We start from the raw sequence: 13,001 nt of genomic DNA, 5'->3' as shown, positions 1-13,001 counted from the left end.
ATTATCTACCCAGCAAAAACCAGCTGGTACAACTGAGCTTTGAAGTGCTTTAGGCTCAATAATCCAACGCATTTTCCTCACCTCCTTTCAAGTCACAACAGATTAGATACGGACAAAGGTGAGGCTTACAATTCAAGTCGATAATAATTAAATCTTAACATTTCGTTTAAATTATATTTGTATTCACAGCAAACAGGCTGCTTGTCATTACTTTCAAATGCTTGTTGCGCACATCCTCCACCACACAAAGGTAGAACAGAACAACTTCGACATTTTTCAACTTTATAGGGTGAATAATCAAGCCACTTCTCTGCACGTTGATCTGAATTTATTAAATTACTAATATGACCTATGGTATACTTGGGGTTTCCTACGGTATTCCAACATTTTTGAATCCATCCATCTGGCTGCACAACGATTGAATTGGCTGCAATAGCAGCACAGATAACAGGAGCATACTGAGGGTAATAGGAAATGTTTAGCCCTTTTCTTAACGCTTTCTCGTACAAGCTCAGGATGATTCCCGAAAACTCCTGATTCGCAAAGCAGCTACCGCTACTTGAACAGCCTCCCGCAACGTAGTCGGTGGTAGCAGAGAAATAGATGCTAACCTTTTCCTGGAAGTCTTGTTGCATTATATAATCCATATATTCCTCTAATGAATCTACATTATGGAGATCCACATTTGAACGTATACTTATGTGAATTAGATCACATGTTTCTCTAATATTTTCTATAATTTGATCAAATGTCCCCTGTCGGTTCTCCAGAACTCTTCTTTTATCATGATTTGATTTGTTACCATCTATTGTAATCTGAATATTTTTCAAGCCCAAATCCCTCAAAACAGCAGCACGCCTCCTAGTAAGTAAATATCCATTACTTACCATATCGTGTGACACTTCGATGTGTTTTTCCGCAGCCATTGCATTCATTTTCTCCATAAGAAGGGTGACCTTCTTAAACTCAAGAAGCGGCTCTCCCCCCGTCCAATTTACAACTACATGCTTCAAATCTGAAGCCTCCATGGAGGTTTGTACATAATTCAAAATATCTTGCTGTACTTGAGTTGTAAATGAACGATTACCCGATTTTTCCGTTAGGTTCTCGAAACAATAAGAGCATCTAAAGTTACAATTAAAGGTAGGCAAAATAGTGAGGTGTAATGTGTGTTTCTGATACCTTGTTGCAGTAAACAGTTTCTCCATTGTCTCCAACTCATCAATGGGATGCATGTATATAAATTGTCCCTGAATTAAATGTTCCAACTCTTCACAATGTATAAGGTGAGAAAAATCCTTATTAACAAGAGCATCATACAAATCCTTTTTTATTTCTCCCAAACCGTTAGTTAAACTGTTATATATTAAATACTTTCCATCATCTACCCCATCCAGTTTCAAGTACTCGTTGTAAGATGAGATTTCCATATTCATTCCTCCCAATCTTAGTATTAGGTACTAGATTGACTTCATTTTCAGCGCATAAAAAGTTTCCATTAAGCGGATAATAATCATTCATATATTAATATATTTATATTTTACCATTAATTTTCGGGAAAATCACCGTAAATTAACCGCAAACCACAAAAAATAGTTTTTCCCGATTAGTCTCCCGTTTATTAGTTAATAAATAATTTAAAAGTAAAGTCCTCACACTATCAATTATAATTGTTGAACATTATGCGAATTTTTAGTAACGGTGCCAAGGACTACATTGTCTATACCAATCACGAAAGGGCCCCTCGAATGTTCTCGCGTAGACCACGTCTCATTTCTCCAAGCCACTTATGGCTTACCTTGGCAAAAAACCGGGCGAATCCAGGAGATGAACTGAATGTCCTCGGTAGGATCTATATCTAGTAGCCTCCTAGGTATTCTCTAATTCTTCAATTCTTACTGTTTTCCTCTATGCTAGAGACAAAATATCCAACAAAGACGATCGCAATGAATGATGCCCCGATAATCAATAACATGCGCGTGTCTGGATTGAACTACATTCCAACCATCACTTGCGACAAGAAGAGAATTGTGATGTAGTTGCTGATTGGGAAAAAAAGTGACCTAAAGGGAGGATCACCTATTTCGTTCTTCCACTGAATTTAAATTAAATGATTGCCAATGTAACCCCAGGTAAAAGGGCTTGTCAATAATTTTATGTAAAAATTTGTTATATATTACTACATAGAGAAGGATACTCTTTTTTCGAAGATGTTGACCGGCACGGTATGAAAGAAAACAGACAATTGACTAGTGAGAGAGGGGGAAAACTTTGCTATTGCTGATGAGTTATTAGCAAAGAAATAGTTGACTCTAGATATTTTATAACACGAAAATAGTGTGCCAAAGGACAAAAATCTAGCCTTCAAAATCACGCAGTTCAAAATATCCATCATTATTTTGGTTTTTACGATTGATGAGGCAGAGTCTTTCAAAATTTTTATGTAAACTCTTATTGATTGAATCCCCCGGGAGGGGATTTCGCATTTCTAATGTAGGTGGTCGCCAACTCGTTTCCAGGAAGAAAATGGAAATTTGTAGCAACATCTGGCCCCAATTCTGAATGCGCCCCGTCCATTTGCGGGTGACATCCATCGTCGCCAGGCAGAGCATTTTAAGCAGAGCTTTATCGGTGGGAAAGATACTCTTGCCTCTCGTCACTTTACGCAACTGCCAGGGTAGCTTTCGATCATGTTTGTAGTGTAAATCAGTTTACGGATCTCCGGTGGATAACTAAAAAAGGGCGAAAGTTCTTCCCCGTCGTTCTGCCAGGAACGTACAATGATCGGGTATTTTACACTCTAGATTTCCTCGAAACATTCCAGCTCCAACTGTGCGCCTTCCTCGGTAGTTGCCTTGTAAATCGGCTTCAGATCGGCGGTGACTTTCTTGAGATCTTTGTAAGTCACGTACCGGGTGGAATTGCGAATTTAGTTAATGATGCACTTTTCAATTTCAGTCTCGGAATAGCAGGCGGCAGTGGCCCTAGAGAACTCACTCAGATTATCCACACAGATGAAGAGAATGTCCTGAACCCGGCAATTTCTCAAGTCATTCAGCACGCTGATTCAGAACTTGGAGGATTCGTTTTCGTCCATCCACATGCCCAATATATCCTTATTACCATCCAAATCCATGCCGATGACCATGTAGGCCGCTTTGTCCGCAATGGCCCCATCTTGCTTCACCTTGAAGTCGGTAGGTCCATGTAGACGATGGCGTACACGCCTTGAAGTGGCCGCTTCTGCCTTTCCTTGATGAGCGGAATGATCTTGTTCGTGACACTGGAAATGGGCGTCGGGGACACCTCGACGCCGTACAGATGCTGAAAGTGATCCTGAATTCACGGATGCTGACTACTTTGACGTACAGGGCCATGATTTGGTCTTCAATGCCCGTTACGTTGGGCTGATGCTTCTGAACAACGACAGTCTCAAATCCATCCAATTGATCCCGAGGAACAGCAATCTCTTGTTCGCCGTACTCACTCCCCACCGTAACCATTCGATTACTTCCATTTACTAGGTTTAGGAGTTTGCACAATCTATTTTACAGACTCATGAGACTCTCTTTTTCAATAATGTCCAAGGCTAATGATGAATGACACCTTCACCTAGTCTTTTATATAGCAGAAACCTTTAAGTTAATAAAACCTATTTATCCCCTAAACTAAACCCTTACTTCCAAATCTCGTCTGCAATCTCTTTAATGAAGGCAAGCTTTTTCCACTGCTGCTCTTCCGTCAGAATATTGCCTTCTTCTGTTGAAGCGAAGCCGCACTGTGGGCTGAGGCAGATATGGTTGATGTCCACGAATTGAGTCGCTTCCTTAATGCGGTTAATGACCGTCTGCTTGTCTTCCAGTTCACCCGTTTTGGAGGAAACGAGGCCCAGTACGACCTGCTTTTGATCTTTCAGATGCTTAAGCGGTGTGAAATCACCTGCACGGTCGGTATCGAATTCGAGATAGTAGCCGTCGATGTTGTCGATGCCGAACAAGGTTTCGGCTACAGGCTCATAGCCGCCAGAAGATGCCCAAGTGGAATGGTAGTTACCACGGCATACGTGGGTCGTTACGACCAAATCGGCTGGAAGATCCTTCACCGTTTCCTGATTCACGCGGGCAAACAGCTTTTTGGTATCTTCCACATTTTCACCCGCATGCTGTCTAGCTTCCCAATAGTTTTTATCACAGAGCATACCCCATGTGCAATCATCCAGTTGCAAGCTGCGGCAGCCCTCATTGTACAACGCTTGAATCACCGATTTGTAGGCTTTGGCGATATCCGTCACCAGTTCATCCAGATTGCTGTAATACGTATCGATTGTTTCTTTATTCTCTCCGCGCAACAGCTCGGCCAGGAACTGTGCAGGTGCCGGGATCGTTTGGCGTGCGATCGCATCCTCACCTGCTACTTGCTTCAGGAATTTGAAATCTTCAATGAAAGGATGACGGGAATGTCCAATTTTACCGGACAAGCGTGCGGTTTCCGCTCTTGTTTCCACACCTTGGAATTGGTAGCCGTTCGAAAGCTGTACCTTTTCCACACCGTCCAGCCCCCACATAAAATCAAGATGCCACCAGGAGCGTCTGAATTCGCCGTCCGTCACGGCTTGAAGTCCTACGGATTTTTGCTTTTCCACTAGCTTGATAATTTCGTTATCTTCAATCTGTCTCAGCTCGTCCGCAGAGATTTCATTATTTTGAAATTGAATTCTAGCGTCTTTAATCGCTTGCGGGCGCAGAAAGCTGCCGACCATATCGTGTCTAAAAGGGGTCACTTTACGTTGGGATGCATTATCAAGGATGCTGCTCATTAGGGTTATCTCCTTTTTCGCTTCTGTAGTGAAGTTCTTGTAAGAAAGATAACATACATTTTCAGTTATAAGGTAACTCCAATAAACTATAGCTAGTTATAGCCTAAGGCTATATCCAACTTTTTATCCCCCTATCGCCTCATGTAGCGCTTCTACATAGACGGTGGCCAGCTTGGAGAGCGCAGCGTTTTTATGGCAAATCCATCCCACATTAATAGACTCATCACATTCCAGAGGGACGGAAATAATGTCATTACCGTTCAGATCCGCACTGATCACCCCGGTAGAAATGGTATAGCCGTTCAAGCCAATGAGCAGATTAAAGAGGGTCGCCCGGTCATGGACACGAATACTTTTGGGATGCGATAACGTACTGAGAATCTCCTCGGAAAAGTGAAAGGAATTGTACTCCCCTTGCTCAAAGGACAAATACGGATACGGATGAAGCTGGTCAATGGTCACGATGGACTGTCGGGATAGCGGATTATTGGCACTGATAAAAATATGTGGCTTGGCCGTAAACAGGCTGTTAAATTGCAGATTCGCATCTTTTAGCAGCTTATTAATGACCTTAGCGTTAAATTCATTCAGATACAGGATTCCGATCTCACTGCGCAGGCTTTTGACATCCTGTATGATTTCATGGGTTTTGGTCTCTCGCAAAGCCAATTCATACTCTTCTTGACCATATTGATTTACCAGATTTACGAATGCATTTACAGCAAAAGCGTAATGTTGCGTGGACACAGCAAAATGCTGTGGTGAAGGCTTGGCATCCAGATAGCGACTTTCCAGCAGCTCTGCCTGCTCAACGACCTGGCGTGCATAACCGAGGAATTCCACGCCTTCCTTGGACAAAGAAATCCCCTTATTGGTACGCTCAAAAATGGTGATATGAATTTCTTCCTCCAGATCACGAATCGCGTTCGACAGACTGGGCTGGGAAATGAACAACCGCTTTGCCGCCTCATTCATGGAACCGCGATTGGCAACCTCAATGACATATTTTAATTGTTGTAAAGTCAATGCATGATGTCCTTTCCGTTTGTGTTTCTTCTATTATATAATACACGATCACACTTCTGGGAAAGGAGTGATTGGATGCTTGAATGAATTCAGACTCTCCCCAAGGCTATAAATACAAACACCCCCTCAAAATGGTAATATCCATTTCAAGGAGGTGCTTTTTCACGGCGGCTTTAATTAACGAATTTCACCGTTTGTGGAAATCAGCTTTTGATACCAATAGAAGCTTTGTTTACGAATACGACGCAGATCCTTGAGATCAAACTCCTCACGATCCACATAGATAAACCCGTAACGTTTGCTGAAGCCCTGATTAGTACTAACAAGGTCAATCGCAGACCACGGACAGAAGCCGAATACTTCTACACCGTCTGTAATTGCCAGTTGAATTATTTGGGTATCGCCTGCTTATCAGTAACAATGCAGAATAACAACACAATCATGCCAAAAAACTGCTAAACACTCGGAATCCCTTGCGCTTAGCAGTTTTTAGGTTCATGCTTAACTCTCTTTCTCTTTGCAAAACACCTCTTTGGCAACCTGCATAGCTGAGGCTGCCCGGGGCCATCCTACATAAAAGGCAAGCTGTGTAATGACCTCAACCAGTTCTTCCTCCGAAATTCCGTTCTCCTTGGCCAGTTTCAGATGATAAGGAAGTTGATTTACATGCTCACACGCTACCAGAGCGGCAACTGTAATGAGACTCCGTTCTCTGAGAGATAGCTCACTTCTTCTCCATACATCTCCAAAAAGAACATCCTCCGTATAACCTACAAAAGCGGGAGCAAAATCACCGATGGTTTCCCGAATACTCGATCTGATCAATTTATGCTTCATACAATCATCTGGGCAAGTCCGTTGCCAAAGGACCAATCCTCTAATTCAGTCTCTACCAGTGTCACAAATAGATCCTCCGGTCTAACCTTACATTCAATAGATAAGAGTTCCGCTAACTTTTGGTAGAAACTCTTTTTTTGTTCCGTAGTTCTACCCGATCCCATTGTAATTTGGATGTACAGTAACTTGTCTGTTCTGGATACATTCAAATAATCGGGACTATAATAAAACTCGCTTTGCTTATGAGCATGAAAAACCTGAAAGTAATCTTTTTCCGGAACCTGAAAATGTTCGATCAAAGCATTCATGATACAGCGGCTAATGCCAGGCAGCTCGTGCTCTGTGTATTGTTGCTCCATGTAGCCAACTCGTACAAATGGCATGTTCATCTCTCCTATCCGTTGGGATAAGATGATTGTACTCCTCTTATTTTCATCTGTATAATTGAAAATAATCATAAATATATTCAATTTTACCGATGGAGATGAACATGCGTGGATCTGAAAGAATTAACTACATTTCGTACCATAATCGAAGAAGGAACGTTTTCAAAAGCTGCTGCCAAATTAAACTACGCTCAGTCTACAGTCACGAACCAAATCCAGAGGCTAGAGAAAGAGCTGGGATTTCAGCTTTTTAAAAGGGGTTGGGATGCAGAGTTAACGTCCCCAGGCAAACTATATGCCGAGGAGATAAACGGGCTTATTCAGCATTGGAATTTTGTAATGGACCAGGCGAAGTCTCTGAAAAAGGAGGAGATTGGCACGCTCCATATCGGTGTGATTGAAACGGTGGCGGCTACCGTACTGCCCTTGGTTCTGCAGCGGTTTCGAGAGCATAAACCGAATATTACGTGCCATTTTACAGTTGGAAACACGGATGCACTCGCAAATGCTTTGGTGGATGGTAAGCTGGATTTTGCAATCTCCGGGGAACCTCACTCGATTCCTTCCTTACACTTTGAACCCATATATCACGAACACATCGCCTTTATTGTGTCCCGTAATCATCCCTTCGCGGCAAAAAGTGGGCTTCATCTCGAAGATCTGTACGAGTATCCGCTTATCGTCGGAGGTAAGAACTGCTTGTACCATATACGACTGGAGAAAGAGCTTTCACGCTTTCCGTCGATGCCGTTTTTTTATACTGTCAGTCAAATTTCGTCGATCCCCACATTTGTAAAAACGATTCCATCAGTTGGAGTGGTTCTATCGTCAATGCCTTTGCCGGAGGAACTGATCGCCCTCCCCCTCCAGTTAACAGACCCGAATATCCCTATTGGACTGCTACAAAACAACCATCACCAGCAGTATATGTCTTCGGCCCGAAAGCTGTTTATACAGCTGGTTAAGGAGCTTTATAGGCTATAGCTCCAATGCAATAATTACTAATAAGCTATATAGGCAAAGCCGACACCTTTGCATAAAGAAAAAGCCGCCAAACACTCAGAAACCTGATGTTTAGCGGCTTTACTATTTTGATGACCTAAGGAAATGTGGCCCTCTTTTAATTTTTATACTCTTGACATACCCGTTATTTCGCTTCGAGCGGTTTTTTCCACAGTCCCAGAATGAGCGCGGAAATCACGGAGCCTATCACGACTGCAAGCAAGAACAGCAAAGCATGATTGGCAAGAGCTGCTACAAAAATTCCGCCATGTGGAGCTGGAAGATTGATTTGCCAGAACTGCGTCAGACCACCAGCAATCGCTGAACCTACAATACAAGAGGTCAGGACACGCAGAGGATCGGCAGCTGCGAATGGAATGGCTCCTTCCGTAATGAAGGACAATCCAAGTACATAGTTCGTCAAGCCAGACTTGCGCTCTTGCTCAGTAAACTTATTTTTGAAGAACGTCGAAGCTAATGCGATCGCCAGCGGAGGTACCATACCACCCGCCATAACAGCCGCCATCATAGCACCGTTCGTGTTACCGCTGGAAGTAAAGACACCGATCGAAAATGCGTAAGCTGCTTTGTTAAAAGGTCCACCCATGTCGATCGACATCATTCCGCCCAGGATCAGACCCAAAATAACTGCATTACCTGTTCCCAAATTGTTCAGAACATTAACAAGCCACGTATTAATACCACCGAAAATTGGATCGAACAGGTAGAACATAATCGCGCCTGAAATTAGAAGTCCAAATACAGGGTATAACAAGATTGGTTTTAAACCATCCAGCGCTTTCGGCAGACCTGCAAAAGCTTTACGCAGGAAGATCACCACATAACCAGCCATGAAACCAGCTGCCAGACCGCCAAGGAAGCCTGCATTAGAGTTTACAGCCATCAGACCCCCAACCATACCTGGCATCAGTGCCGGGCGGTCTCCAATGCTCATCGCGATAAATCCGGCCAGTATCGGAATCAGGAAGTGGAACGCACCTGTTCCACCACCAATTGTCTGCAACAGTTGGAACAATGCATTGTCTTCTCCTGCCACTTGTTCAATCAAGAAGGAAATTGCTAACAAAATCCCCCCGCCTACAACGAATGGCAGCATATGAGAAATACCGTTCATTAAATCCTTGTAGATTTTGCTGCCCACGCTGCTCTTCTCCGAATTCGACTCATCAACGCTGCCTTTACCTTCACTATGATAAATTGGGGCATCGCCGTTCAGCGCTTTGCGGATCAGTTCCTCAGATTTACGGATACCGTCGCTTACCGGTCTTTGCAATACAGGTTTACCGTCAAATCTGGCCATTTCAACCTTTTTGTCAGCAGCAACGATTACACCTTTGGCACGGCGAATTTCATCCGCTGTGAGTACGTTTTGCGCACCTTCCGAGCCATTCGTTTCTACCCGGATGTTAACACCCATTTCTGTCGCTTTCTTAATGAGAGCGTCTTCAGCCATAAACGTATGCGCAATGCCTGTAGGGCAGGCAGTCACCGCAACCACAAACTCGTCTGAATTCGGGTTACCAACGATAACATCCGGCGTTTTCTGTGCTTTGGCAGCCTCTTTCTTTGCTTCTTTTGCTTTCTTGGCTGCTTCTTCTTCCGCCTGCTTGGTATCAAACAGCTCGGATACTTCATCCGGTGTTTGCGTATTCATCAGTTTGTCAATGAAATCGGTATCAATTAGAAGCCGGGAAAGAGCCGCTAGTGTGCGAAGATGCGTATTTGCTGCTCCCTCTGGAGCCGCAATCATAAAGAACACTTTTGCCGGCTCACCGTCCAACGATTCGAATTCTACGCCTTTACTGCTTTTGGCGAAAACGACAGTCGCTTCATTCACGGCTTTAGTCTTGGCATGCGGCATCGCAATGCCGCCGCCGATTCCAGTGCTAGACTCTGCTTCACGTTTGTAAATCATTTCTTTAAACAAGGCACGGTCATTAATACGTCCACTTGCTTCGAGACTAGCGATAAGCTCCTCAATCGCCTCGTCTTTTGTCGTCGCCTGGAGGTCCATGATCATCGTTTCTTTAATCATCAGGTCTGTTATTCTCATTTTTCACACTCTCCTAAGTTCGATCAGCGTGTTGATACACGCATAATAAGCTCATGATGCAGCCGGATTACCGTTTTGAAATCGTGACTTGCGGCCGTAATTGTTCAATTTTCTCTCTAGTAGCCAGATCATCGGAAAACGCAGTTGCACTTCCGGATGCCACTCCTGCACGGAATGCTTCGATCGGATCGCCATGAAGAGCCAGCGTACCCACGAATCCAGCAATCATTGAATCACCTGCGCCTACAGAATTTTTCACCGTACCTGCTGGTACATTTGCGTGATACACTTCATCTGCCGTAATGAACAAAGCCCCTTCTCCTGCCATGGAAATCAGTACATTTTTTGCACCTGCTTCCAGCAGCTTACGACCGTAAGTGACGATCTCCTCCTTTGAATGAATCGTTACGCCAAACAACTCAGCCAACTCGTGGTGATTCGGCTTGATGAGCAGCGGTTTATGAACCAGTGCCTTCATCAGCGCCTCACCTGTGGTGTCGATGACGAATTCAGCTCCAGTTTGCTGGCATACGCTAATCAGCCGATCATAGAAGTCTCCTCCAAGTGACGGTGGAATACTTCCCGACAAGACGACAATGTCATTTTTCTGGAGTCCCGCCAGCTTTTGCACCAACGCATCGGCCTCTTGCTCACGAATCGCAGGTCCCAAACCATTAATTTCCGTTTCATCGCCATGCTTGAGCTTAATGTTAATCCGCGTGTCATCTTCGATCATTACAAAATCAGTTTTAATGGATTCTTCCCGCAATGTATCGTCGATAAACCTGCCTGTGAATCCTCCGAGAAAACCAATCGCCGTGCTATCTGCCCCCAACTGGTTCAGTACACGTGATACATTAATCCCCTTACCACCTGGCAGTTTTAAATCACGTTTCATCCGGTTCAAATCACCAAGCTTCAAATCATCAACTTCCACGATATAATCAATGGAAGGGTTCAGCGTTACTGTATATATCATTGTTATCCCTCGATTATCTTAGTTTTCTGAGCGATGGATCGGCGTGACCGTTCTGGCATCGATTCAGTAATAAGTATAGCTTCCTTGAGCTCGAACAGTTTGGCGAAGGTTACTTCTCCAATTTTGCTGGAATCGGCTAACACATACGTTTTGCCAGACAGCTGGTGGGCACGCCGCTTGATCAGCGCCTCTTCGGGATCAGGAGTTGTATACCCCATTTCCATATCCACCCCGTTCGTTCCCAGAAAGCACTTGTCGAATCGAAAATTGTCCAAATTTTGTAGGGCAATACTCCCGATTACGGCTTTGGTATGAATTTTCATCATCCCTCCCAGTAGATAGCTTCTGATTCTTTTGCTTACCAGTGCTTCTACGTGGGATAGTCCATTCGTCACGACCGTCACGTCTTTAGCTTCAATGTAAGGAATCATCGCCATCGTTGTTGTTCCCGCATCCAGATAAATACATTCGCCATCCAAAATTTCTTTGGCTGCTATACGGGCCACTGCATTTTTTTCTTGAACGTTTTTGAATGTTTTTTCTTCCATGCCAGGTTCCTGACTTTTCTGATTCAGCAAGGTTGCCCCGCCATGAATCCGCTTGAGCAACTGACGGCTCTCAAGATCTATCAAATCACGCCGAATCGTTGACTCAGAAGCTCCCAACAGATCAGCCAATTCTTGCAACTTTACAACCCCACATTCTTGTAAGCGCTGTATTATTAACTTGTATCTTTCTTCCGTCAGCATCATCATTCCCCCAACTGTTCATATCGTACCACAAACTTGACAAAAAACAATCATTTTTCTTCAAAAAGATTCAAAAAAATTCATTCCGACTTCATTTTTTTACAAAATGGTGAATTCCTGCTCTAATCAGCATGATTGCGTTTACATTTCAAAGAAATTTCATCTGCTTTTATGTAAATTCATTCTTCTTACATAGGAATTCAGCAGTAAACGTTCAAAAACGTTCTAAAGCTTCCAGCAGTACTATTTTACCATTATGCGCACAATTCGTCCCCACCTTCTCTACTGCTCAGAAAAAGGCTAAACACGAGGACTGCTCCCCTTTGTGTTTAGCCAATCGAGACGCTTAGCGTTCAGCCTTTAACGATTCCAATGACGAAACCGTCATACCCCTTGCTCCCCACGGTTTGGATAGCTGTAGCTGTAATTCTTGATTCCTCAGCTAGCATATCATAAAACTTTCTTACTCCCTGCACACGAGGGTCTGTGCTATAAGCTTGAACCACTTCTCCTTCACGGATAACATTATCACCGATAATAACGGTGCCAGGATGTGAGAAGCGAAGTGCCCAATCCAGATAAAATGGATTATTGGGTTTATCCGCATCGATAAAAATAAGATCAAAGGGGTCAACTCTCTCCTCTTTCATCTGTGCTAACTGCTCTAAAGCGTCTCCCTCCCGAAGTTCCACTATTCCATCCAACTGAGCCAACGATATATTCGACCGGGCAATTTTAGCATGGATCGGATTGGCTTCCAGCGTAACTATTTCTCCATCCTCCGGCAACGCCCTTCCCAACCAGATTGTACTGTAGCCTCCCAAAGTACCGATCTCCAGCACACGTCGCGCTCCCTGCATTTGAGCAAGGATATTTAATAGCTTTCCCTGATTGGGGGATACATCATGCGGAGGTAGTCCCGCCTTTTGATTAGCGGCCAATACTTGTTCCAAGACAGCATCATGCGGAATGAGACACTCCGAGATATACTGGTCTACTTGATCCCACGTGTTCGTTTGATTCATTCGCTCCACTCTCCTTTGGATTAACTTACAATTTGATTGTAAATGAATTATTATTATAAAAATAATATATGTTTTTGCTCTATTCATAATCTACATATATGAATCTG

General features: G+C 43.7%; 10 protein-coding genes and 2 pseudogenes. 1 reads left to right on the top strand and 11 read right to left on the bottom strand.

Translation table 11 applies throughout. The annotated features are described in order from the left end of the window. Window positions 1-125: 125 nt before the first annotated feature. From ACL9RM_RS05760 to ACL9RM_RS05730, 7 genes and pseudogenes are all read right to left on the bottom strand, one after another. The gene (locus tag ACL9RM_RS05760) at window positions 126-1,403 is read right to left on the bottom strand and encodes a radical SAM/SPASM domain-containing protein (RefSeq protein ID WP_250267975.1); all 1,278 of its coding nucleotides are present in this window, start codon (window positions 1,401-1,403) and stop codon (window positions 126-128) included. 1,085 nt (window positions 1,404-2,488) lie between these two features. Beyond that, a pseudogene (locus ACL9RM_RS05755) lies at window positions 2,489-3,497 on the bottom strand (IS256 family transposase); the annotation flags it as partial. Between the two features lie 179 nt (window positions 3,498-3,676). Then, the gene (locus tag ACL9RM_RS05750; protein ID WP_250267974.1) at window positions 3,677-4,816 is read right to left on the bottom strand and encodes a 5-methyltetrahydropteroyltriglutamate--homocysteine S-methyltransferase; all 1,140 of its coding nucleotides are present in this window, start codon (window positions 4,814-4,816) and stop codon (window positions 3,677-3,679) included. Window positions 4,817-4,939: 123 nt separating this feature from the next. Then, entirely contained in the window at window positions 4,940-5,842 is a 903-nt protein-coding gene (locus ACL9RM_RS05745; protein ID WP_250261831.1) for a LysR family transcriptional regulator, read from the bottom strand. A gap of 177 nt (window positions 5,843-6,019) precedes the next feature. Continuing rightward, window positions 6,020-6,232, bottom strand: a pseudogene (locus ACL9RM_RS05740) (family 1 glycosylhydrolase); the annotation flags it as partial. A gap of 111 nt (window positions 6,233-6,343) precedes the next feature. Beyond that, window positions 6,344-6,679, bottom strand: a complete 336-nt coding sequence (locus tag ACL9RM_RS05735) for a carboxymuconolactone decarboxylase family protein (RefSeq protein WP_250261832.1) — start codon at window positions 6,677-6,679, stop codon at window positions 6,344-6,346. Next, window positions 6,676-7,062 (bottom strand): tautomerase family protein, encoded by a 387-nt coding sequence (locus ACL9RM_RS05730; RefSeq protein ID WP_250261833.1) that lies wholly within the window; start codon window positions 7,060-7,062, stop codon window positions 6,676-6,678. Before ACL9RM_RS05730 ends, ACL9RM_RS05735 begins: the two co-directional genes overlap by 4 nt. Window positions 7,063-7,173: 111 nt before the next feature. On the opposite strand from ACL9RM_RS05730, the gene ACL9RM_RS05725 reads away from it, so the two are divergent. Beyond that, the gene (locus tag ACL9RM_RS05725; RefSeq protein WP_414126224.1) at window positions 7,174-8,049 is read left to right on the top strand and encodes a LysR family transcriptional regulator; all 876 of its coding nucleotides are present in this window, start codon (window positions 7,174-7,176) and stop codon (window positions 8,047-8,049) included. Window positions 8,050-8,212: 163 nt separating this feature from the next. On the opposite strand, the gene ACL9RM_RS05720 is transcribed toward ACL9RM_RS05725, so the two are convergent. The 4 genes from ACL9RM_RS05720 to ACL9RM_RS05705 form a co-directional block, all read right to left on the bottom strand. Further along, window positions 8,213-10,141, bottom strand: a complete 1,929-nt coding sequence (locus tag ACL9RM_RS05720; RefSeq protein ID WP_250267973.1) for a PTS fructose transporter subunit IIABC — start codon at window positions 10,139-10,141, stop codon at window positions 8,213-8,215. Between the two features lie 67 nt (window positions 10,142-10,208). Next, window positions 10,209-11,120 carry a 1-phosphofructokinase gene (gene pfkB / locus ACL9RM_RS05715; RefSeq protein ID WP_025719683.1) on the bottom strand — a complete coding sequence of 304 codons (912 nt, stop codon included), beginning with the start codon at window positions 11,118-11,120 and terminating at the stop codon, window positions 10,209-10,211. A gap of 2 nt (window positions 11,121-11,122) precedes the next feature. Then, a complete protein-coding gene (locus ACL9RM_RS05710; protein WP_061828662.1) occupies window positions 11,123-11,869 on the bottom strand; it encodes a DeoR/GlpR family DNA-binding transcription regulator in 747 nt (248 codons plus the stop codon). Between the two features lie 353 nt (window positions 11,870-12,222). Continuing rightward, complete coding sequence (locus ACL9RM_RS05705) at window positions 12,223-12,894, bottom strand: O-methyltransferase (protein WP_250261836.1); 672 nt, start codon at window positions 12,892-12,894, stop codon at window positions 12,223-12,225. Window positions 12,895-13,001 lie beyond the last annotated feature (107 nt).

This window comes from Paenibacillus sp. S29 (genome assembly GCF_049319765.1).
Taxonomy (GTDB): domain Bacteria; phylum Bacillota; class Bacilli; order Paenibacillales; family Paenibacillaceae; genus Paenibacillus; species Paenibacillus polymyxa_B.
The sequence above is the reverse complement of the archived record's forward strand: the minus strand, read 5'-3'. Positions and strand labels throughout refer to the sequence as shown.